The 14,988-nt window shown below is 60.4% G+C and carries 15 protein-coding genes and 1 pseudogene; 5 read left to right on the forward strand and 11 right to left on the reverse strand.

Going from position 1 to position 14,988, the window contains the following annotated elements; translation table 11 throughout:
* A partial coding sequence (locus tag V6M90_RS05070) for an AlgP family protein (protein WP_332846173.1) occupies positions 1-785 on the reverse strand: 785 nt, incomplete at its 3' end.
* 192 nt (positions 786-977) lie between these two features.
* Here V6M90_RS05070 and V6M90_RS05075 point away from each other — a divergent pair.
* The gene (locus tag V6M90_RS05075) at positions 978-1,655 is read left to right on the forward strand and encodes an FKBP-type peptidyl-prolyl cis-trans isomerase (RefSeq protein ID WP_003176854.1); all 678 of its coding nucleotides are present in this window, start codon (positions 978-980) and stop codon (positions 1,653-1,655) included.
* Between the two features lie 53 nt (positions 1,656-1,708).
* Here V6M90_RS05075 and V6M90_RS05080 read toward each other — a convergent pair whose 3' ends face one another.
* From V6M90_RS05080 to V6M90_RS30095, 8 genes and pseudogenes are all read right to left on the reverse strand, one after another.
* Positions 1,709-2,167 carry an Rsd/AlgQ family anti-sigma factor gene (locus tag V6M90_RS05080; protein ID WP_003176855.1) on the reverse strand — a complete coding sequence of 153 codons (459 nt, stop codon included), beginning with the start codon at positions 2,165-2,167 and terminating at the stop codon, positions 1,709-1,711.
* 209 nt (positions 2,168-2,376) lie between these two features.
* Entirely contained in the window at positions 2,377-2,898 is a 522-nt protein-coding gene (locus V6M90_RS05085) for a disulfide bond formation protein B (protein ID WP_003176856.1), read from the reverse strand.
* A 235-nt stretch (positions 2,899-3,133) separates the two neighbouring features.
* Complete coding sequence (locus tag V6M90_RS05090) at positions 3,134-4,375, reverse strand: heme biosynthesis protein HemY (RefSeq protein ID WP_003176857.1); 1,242 nt, start codon at positions 4,373-4,375, stop codon at positions 3,134-3,136.
* Positions 4,376-4,380: 5 nt separating this feature from the next.
* A complete protein-coding gene (locus V6M90_RS05095; RefSeq protein ID WP_003176858.1) occupies positions 4,381-5,496 on the reverse strand; it encodes a uroporphyrinogen-III C-methyltransferase in 1,116 nt (371 codons plus the stop codon).
* Positions 5,497-5,514: 18 nt separating this feature from the next.
* A complete protein-coding gene (locus tag V6M90_RS05100) occupies positions 5,515-6,273 on the reverse strand; it encodes a uroporphyrinogen-III synthase (RefSeq protein ID WP_141062871.1) in 759 nt (252 codons plus the stop codon).
* Positions 6,270-7,211, reverse strand: a complete 942-nt coding sequence (gene hemC / locus V6M90_RS05105; protein WP_332846174.1) for a hydroxymethylbilane synthase — start codon at positions 7,209-7,211, stop codon at positions 6,270-6,272. The genes V6M90_RS05100 and hemC overlap by 4 nt, the downstream gene beginning before the upstream one ends.
* Positions 7,212-7,349: 138 nt before the next feature.
* A complete protein-coding gene (locus V6M90_RS05110; RefSeq protein ID WP_003176861.1) occupies positions 7,350-8,096 on the reverse strand; it encodes a LytR/AlgR family response regulator transcription factor in 747 nt (248 codons plus the stop codon).
* Positions 8,093-8,209: pseudogene (locus V6M90_RS30095) on the reverse strand (sensor histidine kinase); the annotation flags it as partial. The pseudogene V6M90_RS30095 and the gene V6M90_RS05110, both read right to left, overlap by 4 nt.
* 390 nt (positions 8,210-8,599) lie before the next feature.
* Between V6M90_RS30095 and argH the strand changes: the two are divergent.
* Positions 8,600-9,994, forward strand: a complete 1,395-nt coding sequence (argH, locus tag V6M90_RS05115) for an argininosuccinate lyase (RefSeq protein ID WP_003176862.1) — start codon at positions 8,600-8,602, stop codon at positions 9,992-9,994.
* A gap of 52 nt (positions 9,995-10,046) precedes the next feature.
* Here the strand turns inward: argH and V6M90_RS05120 are convergent, their stop codons facing one another.
* Complete coding sequence (locus V6M90_RS05120) at positions 10,047-10,706, reverse strand: glutathione S-transferase family protein (protein WP_003176863.1); 660 nt, start codon at positions 10,704-10,706, stop codon at positions 10,047-10,049.
* 125 nt (positions 10,707-10,831) lie between these two features.
* On the opposite strand from V6M90_RS05120, the gene V6M90_RS05125 reads away from it, so the two are divergent.
* The 3 genes from V6M90_RS05125 (at position 10,832) to V6M90_RS05135 (ending at position 14,472) form a co-directional block, all read left to right on the forward strand.
* Complete coding sequence (locus V6M90_RS05125) at positions 10,832-11,116, forward strand: hypothetical protein (protein ID WP_003176864.1); 285 nt, start codon at positions 10,832-10,834, stop codon at positions 11,114-11,116.
* A 95-nt stretch (positions 11,117-11,211) separates the two neighbouring features.
* Positions 11,212-11,463, forward strand: coding sequence for a TIGR02647 family protein (locus tag V6M90_RS05130; protein ID WP_003176865.1), 252 nt, complete (start codon positions 11,212-11,214; stop codon positions 11,461-11,463).
* 168 nt (positions 11,464-11,631) lie between these two features.
* Complete coding sequence (locus tag V6M90_RS05135; protein WP_141062869.1) at positions 11,632-14,472, forward strand: class I adenylate cyclase; 2,841 nt, start codon at positions 11,632-11,634, stop codon at positions 14,470-14,472.
* Here the strand turns inward: V6M90_RS05135 and rnk are convergent.
* The gene (gene rnk, locus V6M90_RS05140; RefSeq protein WP_003176867.1) at positions 14,469-14,879 is read right to left on the reverse strand and encodes a nucleoside diphosphate kinase regulator; all 411 of its coding nucleotides are present in this window, start codon (positions 14,877-14,879) and stop codon (positions 14,469-14,471) included. The genes V6M90_RS05135 and rnk overlap by 4 nt on opposite strands.
* Positions 14,880-14,988: the final 109 nt, after the last annotated feature.

The raw sequence follows: 14,988 nt of genomic DNA on the forward strand, positions 1-14,988 counted from the left end.
GCAGCAGCGGTTTTAGCAGCTGGCTTGACGGCTGGTTTCGCAGCGGCGGTTTTGGCCGCTGGCTTGGCGGCTGGTTTGGCAACAGCGGTTTTGGCCGCTGGCTTGGCGGCTGGTTTCGCAGCAGCGGTTTTAGCAGCTGGCTTGACGGCTGGTTTCGCAGCGGCGGTTTTGGCCGCTGGCTTGGCGGCTGGTTTCGCAGCAGCGGTTTTGGCCGCTGGCTTGACGGCTGGTTTCGCAGCGGCGGTTTTGGCCGCTGGCTTGGCGGCTGGTTTCGCAGCAGCGGCTTTGACAGCTGGTTTGGCGGCAGCAGTTTTAGCAACTGGCTTCGCGGCCGGTTTGGCAGCTGGCTTTTTCGCAGCGCTCGCCGCAACAGCTTTTGCAGGCGTACGCGCGCCCAGCACTTTCGCTACAGCTTCTTTTACACGGCCAACGCCCTGGGCCAGTTTCAGGCTTTCCTGAGCATCTTTTTTGAGTTGGGAAATGTAGGCGCGAGTTTCAGCTTGGCGATCCTTGAGGGCGTCGAGCAAGTCCTCAAGTTCTTTGACAGCGTCTTTGGCTTTGGCTTGTGCCTTGGCCTTGCCGGCAGTGGCGGCGTCTTGCAGTTTAATGCGGGATTTGTGCAGCTTTTCTTGCGCTTTACCGCGCTGTTTTTCCAGCTTGGCGAGCAGTTTTTCTGCATCGGCCAACGCTTGGGAACAGGCGCTTTCCAGATGTTCGAGCAGGCTGCCCGACAGTTGTTGGAGTAAGTGCAACGGGGTATTAACAGGCTTCTGTTTGGCCGACATGGTTTACCTCCTGGCTGACGTGGGTGCGGCTCATACTAGCCCTCTGCTCTTACCGCCGCTAGGCCATGTTGACAGTATCGTTTGCGTTGCGTTGCACCCTGTGAAAATTCTTATTCATATAACAAAAATACGCGGCACTTTTTACCGCTTCACACTGGCATAATCCGTCGCACTTTCGGCGGGAGAATGCCCATGTTGCGTTACCTTTTTCTTGTGCTTGGCTTGGCGATATCAGTGGCCAATGCGAGCGAACAATCGCCGCCAAAAACCACCGCCCAAGACCAGCACGACCTCGCCTACAGCCTCGGCGCCAGCCTCGGTGAACGGCTGCGCCAGGAAGTCCCCGACCTGCAGATCCAGGCCCTGATCGACGGACTCAAGCAAGCCTATCAAGGCAAGCCACTGGCGCTGGACAACGCACGTATCGAGCAGATTCTTGCCGAGCACGAAGCGCAAAATGAAGCCGATGCGAAGGTGGCGCAAAGCGAAAAAGCACTGGCGGCTGAACAGCAATTTTTAACCCAGGAAAAATCGTCAAAGGGTGTGCGCGAATTGGCGGACGGCATCCTGCTCACCGAACTCACCCCAGGCACCGGTAACAAGCCGACAGCCAGCGATCAGGTCCAGGTGAAATACGTAGGTCGATTGCCCGATGGCACGGTGTTCGATCAAAGCACGCAGCCCCAGTGGTTTCGCCTGGACAGCGTGATCAGCGGCTGGAGCAGCGCGTTGCAGCAGATGCCGGTGGGAGCGAAATGGCGCCTGGTCATTCCATCGGCCCAGGCCTATGGCGCCGAGGGTGCGGGTGAGCTGATTCCGCCTTATACGCCATTGGTATTCGAGATCGAATTGCTCGGTACTCGCCCCTGACCCAATAAAAAAACGGTGCGACATGCGCACCGTTTTTTCCTCGCCACCAGGGTTCAAGCCTGAGCGGCAGACTCTTCCTTGTGAGCGTTGTGCAGCACTTCGATCAGGCAATCTTCCAGTTCGAAACGCTCGTGAAGCAGTGCGCCCAACTCTTTGAATTTTTCGGCAACACACTTGCCGGCATCACACAGATCGGTGAACGCCAGCAGTTTCTCGGTGATGGCATCGATGCGCGGGTAAAGGGTCTCGGCCAAGTCCAGACCACGTTGATCATCGAAAGCTTCCGCCTCCTTGGTCAGTTGTTCGTAGACGCCAAAATGGCCAGCCGACACGTAGTCCACCAAGACAGCGCAAAAATCCTGCAGCGTTTCGCGATCTTCAGCCAATGTCTCGGGCTTGGCGCCAAGCGCATCAAAGGCCCGAACCAGTTCATGACGTGCCTTCAACCAGCTGTCGATCAGCTTGTGCACCCCACCCCAACGTTCCTGAGCATTCTGACAACTTTCCAGCATGATGATCTCTCTTCCCTATTGGGGCGCTGCCGCCTGATGCCCGCGCAACACTTCAAGGATAAAGCAGCAGCGGGACAAGGCCGCATCTGACAACCGGTTCAAATAACGCATGCGGGCCAGATTATGCCCGCGTGACTATGGCTTCAAGGTACGCAGGAGAGAAAGTTCATACAAGTGTTTAATCCCGTCCTACAAACCACAAGCCGGTTTCACTGCCTTGCCGGGCGCAAATGCCGGCTAATCAACAGCCGTGAGAACTGCATAATCCCCAGGATCAACATCCCCACGAAAAACAGCAGGCTCCACTCGGGAAGGCTGAGGTCAAACAGCGTCCAGTTGATTTCCACACAGTCAACAGTGCCCTTGACCGTTGCCTGCAATGCCTGCCACAGCGACAGGCTTTCAATCATATAGTGCACGCTGGGCCAACAATCGGCAGGTTGATCGAGTGCGGCATTTTGCAGCAGCACTTGGCGTACGGCGGTAATCGCGCCGAGCAACGCGCAAGCCATGCTCGCCCCACCGTAAAGGTAGATGCCGAAACGCCTGGGGTTATGAATGGCCGCGACCAGATTGATCAGGGTAAAGACCGCCAGGAACACACGTTGCATTTGGCACAGGAAACAGGGACGCAGCAGCGCGCCGTATTCAAGATAAAAAGACGCGCCCAATGTCAGCGCACCAGCCAGGAACGCCAGGAGAAACAAGGAGCGTAAAGGGGCCAAAGACATTGTTTATCCGTACCGCAAAAGATAGGTCGTTACGGTAGAGGAAAGGCCTGACTGCTTTCAATACGCGCCAGAGCAGACAATTCCGCGAGAGCCTAGGGATATGCCGTCAGAACCTGGATGATTTTGTGCATTTAGTGGTAGGACTTTGCCTGCTGGAGGCTTGCCCGCCTTAAATGGGGCATCAAAGGGATGGCTCTGCGACACGCCCGAGCCATCCCACCACCTCTTTCCTACATCAGACTCGCGCGGGGACCGGCAATGGCGACGCCAGCAAGCGGTTGTCCAGCAGCCCCAGACCCTCCTGGAACAGCTGGTTGCTGCGCTCGGTATCACCCAACTGTGCCAACAGGCGTGCCAGCTCGGCACAGGCTTCTGGATTGCGCTGAACCTGCAGGCTGCTTTCCAGATAATCCCGCGCCTTCCCCCACAGACTGTTTTGCAGGCACAGGCGGCCCAATGTCAGCAACAGGCTCGCATCGCCCGGATGGTCCTTGAGCCAGCCTTCGGCAAACTTCAACTGGCGCGTCGGATCACTGCCTCGCAGCAAGCCGTAAAGGCGAATCAGGTGGCTGTCATAGCTGCGCTTGAGCGCACCGCGCAACGCCTCCTCGGCCTTGGCGTCTGCGCCCAACTGGCGCAGTTGTTCGGCATAGGCCAGAACCAATTGCGGTTCCTGGCGCTGAGCGGAGGTGAGTTGCTGCCAGGCCCGCTCAAGGGATTGCAAACCGGCTTCGCCCTGCTCTTCGCGCTGGGCCGCCAGGCTCAGGTTTTCACCCCAGGCGCGACGCTCCAGCTCCGCCAGCTCACCGGCAGGCAGCACCTTGTCCTTGCGCAGTTCCGGCAGCAGGCGGATCACCGATGACCAGTCGCCTCGCTGCTGATGCAGGCGCTGCAATTGGCGCAATACCTGGGCGTTGTGGGGATGGCGCTCGTGCATGGCCTGCAGGGTGACCAGCGCACCGTCAGTGTCGCCACGGTCCAACTGCAATTGCGCATGGCTCAGGGCAACCGCAAGCTCGGCCTGTGGCTGACGTTCCAGGGCACGTTCCAGCAAACCGTCCGACTCTTCGTAACGCCCCTGCTCATTCGCCGCCCGCGCGGCGCCGAGGTAGTACAACAACGGCTGGCGCTCGGCTTCGGCGGCGCGGTGCAGGTGGCGCTCGGCACTGGCCCAGCGGCCTTCGGCGAGGTCCATCTGGCCCTGCTCGATGGCGATCTGCACACGACGACTGCGGTTACGTCGCGACCAGGGGTTGACCACACCGCCCGAGGTAGTGACCAGGCTCAGCAGCAGGCGTATCACGTAGATCGCGAGGCCGATGGCAAACACCGCCACCAGGGTGGCCCACAGGCTCGACTCATAGTGCAGCACATGCGGGTAGGTAATCAGCACATAGCCGGTGTGTTTCGAAATGCCCACAGCAAGTGCCAGAGCGATTGCGATCACCAGCACCAGGATCATATAGAAACGCTTCATCGGCTCTACTCCTGGGTCGCCGGCTTGCCAGCCGAAGCCTTGGCTTCGACGGCAGACAGATGACGACGTTCAAGGTACGCCTGTACCGCGGCCAGGCTGGCGGCCAGGTCTGGCGTGACCACCGAGACGGCTTTGGGCTCAAGCTCGGCGATACGCGCCAGCATCGCCTTGCTCTGTGGGTTGTCCTGGTTGAAATTGTCCTGCAACACGCTGCGCGCCTCGCCCAACGAGCGGCTATACACCGCCGACTCGCCATTGAGCGCCGCCCATTGCGCTTGTTCCAGGGCCAGGCTGAGGGCCAGGCGTACTTGGTTCAGGCCTTGCCCGGCCAGCAACGGACGGATGTTATCGTCGGGGTTGAAGTCGATGCGGAAGTAACGCGAGATCTGTTCCCACCACTCACGCCAGCGGCTATCGGTATCGGTGGTCGGGCGTCCCTCGGACACAGGCTCGGTCAGTTGATATTCAGGCGCAATGGCCGCCAGTTGCACCACCTGATCGCGCAGGGCGGCCAATTGCAGATACAGCCCGGTGCGATCCGGCTGTTCGGTGCTGCGCAGTGAAGCCAGGCTCTTGGCCAACTGTTCACGGGCGGCATAGGAACCCGGATCGCTCTGCTCGCGAAGAATCTCATCGGCGCCTTGCACCAGCGCCTGTGCACTGTTGATATCCTGCAAGGCAGACAGGCGCAAGCTCGCCAGGCGAATCAAGTGCTCGGCTTCAGCCAGGCGCCAGTCCTGGCGGCTGGCCCCCAGCACGGTTTCCAGGCGCTGGCTCAACCGCTGCTGATCGCCCTGCAACTGGGCCACCAAGCGTCGGCGTTCTTCCAACTCGTCTGCGCCAGGCAACTGCGCCAGGCGCGCGGCGAGCTGTTGCTGGCTCTGCTTGAGGGTTTGGGACTGGTCATCCAGGGTCTGCACCTGGCCCAGCTGTTGCTGGCTGCTGGCTTGCAGGGCACGGACCTGCCAGATCCCCCAACCGCCGGCGGCGACACCGGCAGCCCCTAACAGCAGGGCGACAACTGCCAGGCCATTGCCACGGCGCGGCGCGGTGACCGGTGACTCAACCGGCGCATCAAGTGCGGGTTGGGTTTCATCTTTGGGCAAGGCTGTTTCGCTCACGTATCCGTCCTTTGCGTATCAGAGAGTGGGAACGGGATAGCTCCCTATCGCCACTAACAAAGCCGCGGCACTCGCGCCGCGACAATCCACAACTTTTTCTGCACCGGCAGCCCGCGCCATCTCGGCGACACGCGGGCTGGGCACGAATAACGGCAGCTTCGCCACCTGTGGCCAATCAACTCCGGCCAGGGCCTGCAGGTGCACAAAACCCTGCCCACTGCTGACCACCACGCCGTTCAAGCGTTCCAACTGGATGCGCCGGATCAGTACCCCAGCGTCGTAGGCCGGAAGAAAACGGCGGTACAACTCCAGGTAGTCGACACTAGCACCTCTCTCGCGCAAACGCTCAGCCAGCAGCTCGCGCCCGCCCTCGCCCCGCAGGATCAACACCCGGGCATCGTGACGGGCAACAGCCTCGCGCAACGCAGGTAATTGAAGCAACGCCTCGCTGTCATCGCCGGTTTCGGGGAAGTGAACGTTCAGGCCATGATCGACCAGCACCTGCGCCGTCGCCGCGCCCACGCTGAACCAGGGCAGTCGTGGCCAGTGCCGATCCAACTGCTGCAAGGCAAGGCGCGCAGCAGGTTTGCTGACCACGATGACCGCGCAATAACGCCCCAGATCATGAAACACCGCTTGTTGCTCGGGCGTTACCGGCAAGGGCTCAATGTCCAGCAAGGGCAAGCTGCTACTGAAAATTCCGGCTTCGGACAACGACGCCGCCAGGGCCCTGGACTCCTGCGCCGGCCGGGTCAGCAGCACTCGCCAGTCGGTCACTGCGGACCTGCCTCGCCGTAGACTTTTTGCAAAATGGCGCCCGCTCCTTTCTCCAGTAGCTCCTCCGCCACCTGGATGCCCAAGGCCGTCGCGTCAGCCTGCGGGCCGCGCGCTTGGGCGGTCAACAGGGTGCCACCGTCGGGGTCGCCCACCAAGCCACGCAACCAGATGTTGTCGCCTTCGAGCACGGCGTAACAGGCGATCGGCACTTGGCAGCCGCCATTGAGGTGTTTGTTCAACGCGCGCTCGGCGGTGACGCGCACCTCGGTATCGTGATGATCAAGCGGCTTGAGCAACGCGTGGATTTCACTGTCGGCGGTGCGGCATTCGATACCTACCGCGCCTTGGCCGCCAGCGGGCAAACTGTCTTCGACGCTGATGGCCGAGGTGATGCGGTCTTCGAACCCCAGTCGGATCAAACCGGCGGCAGCGAGAATGATCGCGTCATATTCGCCGGCATCCAGCTTGGCCAGGCGGGTGTTGACGTTACCGCGCAAAAAGCGGATCTGCAGGTCCGGGCGACGCGCCAACAACTGGGCCTGGCGACGCAGGCTCGACGTGCCGACGATGCTGCCCGGCGGCAATTCATCCAGAGACGTGTAGGTGTTGGAAACAAAGGCGTCGCGTGGGTCTTCGCGCTCGCAGATACAAAACAGCCCCAGACCCTGCGGGAAGTCCATGGGCACGTCTTTCATCGAATGCACGGCGATGTCGGCTTCGTTTTCCAGCAGTGCGGTTTCCAGTTCCTTGACGAAAAGGCCCTTGCCGCCGATCTTCGACAGCGGCGAATCAAGCAGCTTGTCGCCGCGACTGACCATGGGCACCAGGGACACCTTGAGGCCCGGATGGGCGAGTTCAAGGCGCGCTTTGACATATTCGGCCTGCCACAAGGCAAGTGCGCTTTTACGGGTGGCGATGCGGATTTCGCGAGAGGACATGGATCAATCCGTACTGAATAGATACGGCAGATAATAACAGCTCAGGCAAATACGCCTTGATTTGAATCAGCAAGTGCGGGGCCTCCCTGGCCACCTTGCACCGGGAAAAGGGCTGCAGGCTGTGTCACAGGCCTGAGGTTAAAGCTGCTGCATCATCTTGCGCACGCCGGCAACGTGTCGTCGACTCACAATCAGCGCATCGCCGTTAAGCCCTTTGAGAAACAGTTGAAAGTGCCCCAGAGGCGTACGCTGCAGACGCTCGATGCGCTCGCGGGCCACCAGGGCATTGCGGTGAATACGCACGAAGCGGTCGCCAAACTCATCCTCAAGGGCCTTGAGCGGCTCATCAAGCAGTACTTCACCGGCCTCGTGGCGCAAGGTCACGTATTTGTGATCCGCGATAAAGTAGACCACCTGGTTCAGCGGAATCAGCTCAATGCCTTTGCGGGTACGTGCGCTGATATGGCTACGTGGCCCGTTCCCGCTTTGGGCGGCCGGCTGGGTCAAGGCGGCAAGCTGGGCGCGGTTGGGGCGCTCGGCTTTTTTAAAGGCCTTGAGCAAGGCGTCGGCAGTCACCGGCTTGACCACAAAACTGACGCCGCTGGCTTCAAGCGTTTGCGCGTCGAATTCGTCCTCGGCGGCGCACAACACCACTGCGGGTGGCGATTCGCGCTCACTCAAGCGGGCGGCAACCTGCAGCCCATCGAAGCCCGGCATGCGGATATCGAGCAGCACCACATCCGGCTTAAGGCTGTCGATCAGCGTCAATGCCTCCTCGCCGTTGGTAGCGCTCGGTTCAAGGACTGTATAACCCTCGAGTTCACTGACCAAACGGCTCAGTCGCTCGCGGGCTTGGGGTTCGTCATCAACGATCAGGACATTCATATTGCGCTGGATTCCTGCGTGAGTCTCGCACAAGGATAGCGTAGACAGGTGCGGTGACTTGCGTCACAGCGATCCACGCTAAGACTAGCGCGAGCGGCAAAAAGTGCCCTGACAGCGGCACCCAAATTTACCCGGACCTGTTCACTAGCGCCCAAGACCTGCTGCCGTCGGGCATCGTCGTAAGGTTTGCTGATGCACAATCCGAATACCCCCCTTATCAATGGATAGTCAGGTTCTGACCGCACGACCTGACTTTGGTGCATTCACACACTATCAGTCCAACTGTAGACGCTCACTGCGACGATATTGCTCAATCGTCAAATATCGTTTCAATTAGTCCCTGCCTCCAGTCTCGTCCCGGACGCGTTCGACGGCAAGGCACTTAGCCATCCTTTGCACAAATAAAAATGCCGCCAACCCGCAGCACCGCGTCCACGGGCAACCCTGTTATTATCGCCGACACACTTCCATGCCTCTTTATTAAGCAGACCACGAGCGAACCCATGAGCACCGACAAGACCAACCAGTCCTGGGGCGGCCGCTTCAGTGAACCCGTCGACGCCTTCGTCGCCCGCTTCACCGCCTCCGTCACCTTCGACCAGCGCCTGTACCGCCATGACATCATGGGCTCTATCGCCCACGCCACGATGCTGGCCAAAGTCGGCGTGCTGACCGATGCCGAGCGCGACGCCATCATCGACGGCCTGACCACCATCCGCGGTGAGATCGAAGCCGGTACGTTCGACTGGCGCGTCGACCTGGAAGACGTGCACATGAATATCGAGGCCCGCCTCACCGACCGCATCGGTGTGACCGGCAAGAAGCTGCACACCGGTCGCAGTCGTAACGATCAGGTGGCCACCGATATCCGCCTGTGGCTGCGCGATGAAATCGACCTGATCCTGGCCGAAATCACCCGCCTGCAGCAAGGCCTGCTGGAGCAGGCCGAGCGTGAAGCAGACACCATCATGCCCGGCTTCACGCACCTGCAGACCGCACAACCTGTGACGTTCGGCCACCACCTGCTGGCCTGGTTCGAAATGCTCAGCCGCGATTACGAGCGCCTGGTGGACTGCCGCAAGCGCGCCAACCGCATGCCCCTGGGCAGCGCTGCACTGGCCGGCACGACCTACCCGATCGATCGTGAGTACACCGCACAACTGCTGGGTTTCGATGCCGTCGGTGGCAACTCCCTGGATGGCGTGTCGGACCGTGACTTCGCCATCGAATTCTGCGCCGCCGCCAGCATCGCGATGATGCACCTGTCGCGCTTCTCCGAAGAGCTGGTGTTGTGGACCAGCGCGCAATTCCAGTTCATCGACCTGCCGGACCGCTTCTGCACCGGCAGCTCGATCATGCCGCAAAAGAAAAACCCCGACGTGCCGGAACTGGTACGTGGCAAGAGCGGCCGTGTCTTCGGCGCACTGATGGGCCTGCTGACCCTGATGAAAGGCCAGCCTCTGGCCTACAACAAGGACAACCAGGAAGACAAGGAACCGCTGTTCGACGCCGCCGATACCCTGCGCGACTCGCTGCGTGCCTTTGCCGACATGATCCCGGCGATCAAGCCCAAGCACGCCATCATGCGTGAAGCGGCGTTGCGCGGTTTCTCCACGGCGACTGACCTGGCGGACTACCTGGTGCGTCGTGGCCTACCGTTCCGTGACTGCCACGAAATCGTCGGCCATGCCGTGAAATACGGCGTGGATACCGGCAAGGACCTGGCGGAAATGAGCCTGGAAGAGCTGCGCCAGTTCAGCGACCAGATCGAGCAGGATGTGTTTGCCGTGCTGACCCTGGAAGGCTCCGTGAATGCCCGTAACCATGTGGGCGGCACGGCACCGGGCCAGGTGAAGGCCGCGGTCGTGCGCGGCCAGGCGCTGCTCGCCAGCCGCTGAAAAATGTGGGAGGGCGGTGCGACGATTCGACTTGCCCCCCTCCCACACTTGATTACTTTTTGGCCGCAACCATCGCCATGAACCCCGGCATCGCCGCCTGCCTGTCGGCCTCCACCTTCTGAGCGTTGGGCATTTCATTCAGGCGTCCAAGCAACGCCTTCGCCTTCGGCAACTCAGCCAACAGGTCCAGCCCGAACAGCTTCTCGCCCACACCGCAGGCCAGGTTCAAGCTGTACATGAAATACAGATCCGCAATCGTAAAGCTATCGCCCGCCACAAACGGTGCGAACTTGCCGTGCCGACCTAACGCACCAACACCCAGCAGCAATTCCGTCCGGGATTTTTCCTTGATCGCCTCCGGCACCTGCATGCCAAAAAATGCCTCGCCGAAACACGCACGGGCGGGCAACTCGATGTACAGCTCGATTTCCCTGCACAGCGCCAGCACCTGGGCGCGCTGGAACGGGTCGGCCGGCAGCAGCGCAGGCCCTTGCTGGGTCTGCTCGATGTATTCGAGGATCACGCTGGTTTCGTTGATAAACCCCTGCTTCACGCCCAGCACCGGCACCTTGCCGCGCGGGCTTACTGCCAGGGCTTCAGGGGTTTGTCCGGCAAAAAAAGGCACTTCTTCGAACGGCAGTCCTTTCTCCAGCAGCGCCAGTTTCACCATGTTGTAGTAGTTACTGACTGAAAATCCGTAAAGCTTGAGCATCGCAAAGCCTCCAGGCCGTGTGCGGGGTTGGCTGCAAGCGTTATAGACCCCCGGGACCGCCCTTGCCAGCAGCATCACCTGGCTGAATGGCGGTAGACTGGTTCCCTTTCCTTAAGGAGCCTGCCATGAGCGAGCCGACCGATATCGATAACGACGAAGAAGAATTCACCGAAACCACGCTGATCGAAGCGATCGAAAACCAGATTGAAAGCGACAACCCGCCCGCCGCCAAGGCCACGTTCAACAAACTGACCCTGGTGGGCTACGAGCGTGAAGATATCTTGCAACTGATGGCCCATGTGCTCGCGGTAGAGATCGATGCGCTGCTGGAAGAGGACCGCGCCTTCAATACCGAATGGTATGAAACAGCACTGCGTGCCCTGCCGGAGTTGCCGCCCGAAAAGCAATAAATCCAACACGCTGCAACACACTGGACAGTTCGGCAAAGTGCGTTCACCTTATGGCCTGCTAGCCTCTAATAAATTTTAGAAAGTCTGGAGTCCTTATGTCGTATACCCCTGAGTTGGTTGCCGAACTGGAAATCCTCGCACTCTTCAATCTGGACAGCTCCCAGGAAGGTCTGAAAGTCCACCAGACCGCCGCTGCCACTGCCATCGCCGCTGCCAAGCGTCTTTTTGACAAAGAACTGATTACCCAACCCGATGGTGGATACCTGACCAGTCTTGGTCGGGATGCAGCTCAACACACCCAAAGCCTGCTGACGATTCTGAACACAACGAAAAAAGAAGCCGCCTGATACCGAATACCGCCCATGGAGTCCGCCCGGTGCGGATTCCGAGGGCGTTGCTGTGTTCGTGAGAAAATTCTGACGTCAAACGCTGTTTCTCTCTAAAACTCCTACGCCACTGACTGTAAACTCCTACACGGCCGCCCACGTCGGGCCCTGCGAGCCGCCGAGTTCGACATGACCCGCACCCATGAAATCCGCCCCGACCTGGACGAAGGCATCGACCGCAAGGTGCTGGCCCAATTGCGTGCGCGTTTCATGGCCCTCAATGAAGGCCGCATGGCGAGGGCCATCGAGGGGCTGACGCCGCGTCAACAAAGTGTGCTGACGCTGCTGCCGCTGTTCTTCCACGTCAATCACCCGCTGTTGCCGGGTTATGTGTCAGGCAGCACGCCGGCCGGCCTGTCCAACTTCGAACCCGACACCCAGGCCCTCACCGAAGCCCAGCGCCTGACCCGTTCGTTCTCTTACAAGCCGCGCCCGAGCAACCAGCCCAGGCCGATCCATGGCCTGTTCCTGATGGGCAGCCTCGGTACGCTGGCCCAGGCCGACCAGAGCGATATGGACGTGTGGGTGTGTCACGCTCCCGACCTGGGCGAAAACGAACTGGCGGAACTGCGCAAAAAATGCCAATTGCTCGAAGCCTGGGCCCTGAGCATGGGCGCCGAGGCACACTTCTTTCTGATCGAGCCGACGCGCTTTGTACTGGGCGAGCGCGACACCCAACTGAGCTCCGACGACTGCGGCACCACCCAGCATTACCTGTTGCTGGATGAGTTCTACCGCACCGCCATCTGGCTGGCCGGACGCACGCCGATCTGGTGGTTGGTGCCCGTGTACGAAGAACGCCGGTACGCCGAATTCATCCATACGCTGCTTTCCAAGCGGTTTATCCGCGCCGATGAAACCCTCGATCTCGGCCACTTGGCGCATATCCCGGCAGGCGAATTCATTGGCGCCGGGCTGTGGCAATTGTTCAAGGGCATCGAATCGCCCTACAAGTCGGTGCTCAAACTGCTGTTGACCGAGGTCTACGCCAGCGAACACCCGAACGTGCACTGCCTGAGTCTGCGCTTCAAACGGGCGGTGTTCGCCAACCAGATGGACCTGGATGAGCTGGACCCGTACATCGTGGTGTACCGCCGCATCGAGGAATACCTCAAGGCGCGCAACGAGCCGGAACGCCTGGAACTGGTGCGCAGGGCGCTGTACCTGAAGGTCAACCGCAAACTCAGCGCCGGCCAGCGCACCAGCAGCTGGCAGCGTTTGCTATTGGAACGACTGGCCCAGGAATGGGGCTGGGACCCGCGTCAACTGGCCCTGCTGGACAGCCGCAGTCAATGGAAAGTGCGCCAGGTCGCCTCCGAACGCCGCGCCCTGGTCACCGAGCTGAACTACAGCTATCGCTTCCTGACCCAGTTCGCCCGCGCCGAACAGAGTGTGAGCCTGATCAACAAGCGCGACCTCAACGTACTGGGCCGACGCCTGTACGCAGCATTTGAACGCAAGGCCGGCAAAGTCGAGTTCCTCAACCCGGGCATCGCTCCGGACCTGGCCGAAGACACCCTGACCCTGGTGCAGTCGCCCAACCGCAAGGAGCCCGGCCAGCACCACTGGGGCCTGTACAACGGCAACCTCACCGCCTTGGAGTGGGAGCACTTCGCGCCGATCAAGCGCAGCCGCGACCTGCTGGAAATGCTGACCTGGTGCCATCGCAACGGCGTGATCGACAGCAGCACACGCCTGGCGCTGCATCCCGGCACCAGCGACATGACCGAATTCGAGCTGTTTAACCTGCTGGGAAGCCTGCAACAGACCATCGCCCTGCCCCTGGCCAGCGTCGATGAAGTCAGCCTGCTGCGCTCGGCGGTGCCCGAGGAAGTGCTGTTGCTGATCAACGTCGGCGTCGACCCGCTCAAGCACCACCGTGACCTGAACATCCTGATGACCACCGAGCGCACCGACTCCCTGAGTTACGCCGGCGTGCGCGAAAACCTGGTACTGACCCTGGACCAGGTCACACTCAATAGCTGGAACGAAGTGATGGTCAGCCGTTACGACGGCCCGCACGCCTTGCTCGACTGCCTGCGCGATTACCTCAATCAATTGCCGCCTGACCACCTGCCGCGGTTGCGGGTGCGCTGCTTCTGTCACAACCGTGCGCAGTTTATTGCCCAACGCGTGGAAGAAATCTTCGACACCGCGCAGCACCTGCTGCTGGGTCAGTCCAACCACCGCTATCTGCTGCAAGTGCAGCAGCATTATCACGTGATGGAATTGATACCGGGCCAGGCCACCCATGTGTCACTGGCGACCCAGGACGCATTGATCGCCTACCTCAGCGAAGAGTTGGCCAGCTACAGCCCGCTGCACTTGGACACCATGGCCCTGGAAGACCACGACCTGGCACTGTTGCTGCCCATGGGCATGCCTGATTGTGTGCAGGTGTTCTACCGGGTCAACGAAGGTTTCGCCGAGCTGTATGTGCTCGATGAGTTCAACGCGCTCTGGCAGCAGCGCCTGCCGTTTCATGATGAGCAGAGCCTGTTGGCGCCGTTGCAGCGCTTCCTGCAATCGATCATTTATCGCCGTGACGCACTGTCGCCGCTGGACCCGCAAGAGCCCCTGGGTGCGGTACAGATCCAGTATTACCAACTGTTGCCGTCCGGCAGCAATCGCGCACGCAGCATCGAAACTCGACCGGCACCGCAAAATCCCACGAACAGACCGTTTTACGACGTGCAGGCGATTATCAGCAAGGCGGCGCCCGGCCAGGTGGGCATTACGCTGTACTGCAATCAACGGGAATTTTCCGAACTGGAATTTGGCGACCAGCTCTTTGCCGTGGTCGCCCGGGAGATCATCGGGCAGCGCCGGGAAACCGAGCGCTACCGCGGCTACATCACCGACCTCGACCTGTCGGGCCTGCTCGGTGATGTGCAAAGCCCAAGCAATCTGTACCTGCGTTACAAGGCCGAACTGGAGCTGTCGCTCAATGAGGCGTTGAGCCAGATTTAGAGCACGAAGGCGCCGCCGTCTTTAGGCTGGCCTTCAACGCTGAGCAGCTCAAGCTTGAGGGTCTTGCCACCGGGTGCCGGCCAGTCGATGTGCTGGCCCACTTGCAGGCCGAGCAACGCGCTGCCCACTGGCGCCAGGATCGAGATCTTGCCTTCGTCGGCGTTGGCGTCTTTCGGGTAGACCAGGGTGAGGTGGTAATCCTTGCCACTGCCTTGCTCACGGCAATGCACACTGGAATTCATGGTCACGACCGTTGCAGGCACTTCATCGTGGCCAACCACGGCTTCTGCGCGATCGAGTTCAGCTTGCAGCGCAGTAACGCCCGGCTGCGTCTCGCCCATACGGTCGATCAGTTGCTCAAGACGCTGCACATCAAGACGGGTGAGGATGATGGAAGGTGCGGTCATGATTCAGGCAGACTCCTTTTTTCTGCACAAAAAAGCAAAACCCCGCCAGGAAAAGGCGGGGTTCTCACGGGCCTCGATGAGTTGAGGCGTACCCGGACACTACCACAGC

The organism is Pseudomonas lactucae, assembly GCF_036688725.1.
GTDB lineage: Bacteria > Pseudomonadota > Gammaproteobacteria > Pseudomonadales > Pseudomonadaceae > Aquipseudomonas > Aquipseudomonas lactucae.

Excerpts from the sequence above, each read along its gene's own strand:
- V6M90_RS05075 (WP_003176854.1), top strand. The coding sequence starts at position 978 with ATGTTGCGTTACCTTTTTCTTGTGCTTGGCTTGGCGATATCAGTGGCC.
- V6M90_RS05080 (WP_003176855.1), bottom strand. The coding sequence starts at position 2,167 with ATGCTGGAAAGTTGTCAGAATGCTCAGGAACGTTGGGGTGGGGTGCAC.
- V6M90_RS05085 (WP_003176856.1), bottom strand. The coding sequence starts at position 2,898 with ATGTCTTTGGCCCCTTTACGCTCCTTGTTTCTCCTGGCGTTCCTGGCT.
- V6M90_RS05090 (WP_003176857.1), bottom strand. The coding sequence starts at position 4,375 with ATGAAGCGTTTCTATATGATCCTGGTGCTGGTGATCGCAATCGCTCTG.
- hemC (WP_332846174.1), bottom strand. The coding sequence starts at position 7,211 with ATGTCCTCTCGCGAAATCCGCATCGCCACCCGTAAAAGCGCACTTGCC.
- V6M90_RS05110 (WP_003176861.1), bottom strand. The coding sequence starts at position 8,096 with ATGAATGTCCTGATCGTTGATGACGAACCCCAAGCCCGCGAGCGACTG.
- argH (WP_003176862.1), top strand. The coding sequence starts at position 8,600 with ATGAGCACCGACAAGACCAACCAGTCCTGGGGCGGCCGCTTCAGTGAA.
- V6M90_RS05120 (WP_003176863.1), bottom strand. The coding sequence starts at position 10,706 with ATGCTCAAGCTTTACGGATTTTCAGTCAGTAACTACTACAACATGGTG.
- V6M90_RS05125 (WP_003176864.1), top strand. The coding sequence starts at position 10,832 with ATGAGCGAGCCGACCGATATCGATAACGACGAAGAAGAATTCACCGAA.
- V6M90_RS05130 (WP_003176865.1), top strand. The coding sequence starts at position 11,212 with ATGTCGTATACCCCTGAGTTGGTTGCCGAACTGGAAATCCTCGCACTC.
- V6M90_RS05135 (WP_141062869.1), top strand. The coding sequence starts at position 11,632 with ATGACCCGCACCCATGAAATCCGCCCCGACCTGGACGAAGGCATCGAC.
- rnk (WP_003176867.1), bottom strand. The coding sequence starts at position 14,879 with ATGACCGCACCTTCCATCATCCTCACCCGTCTTGATGTGCAGCGTCTT.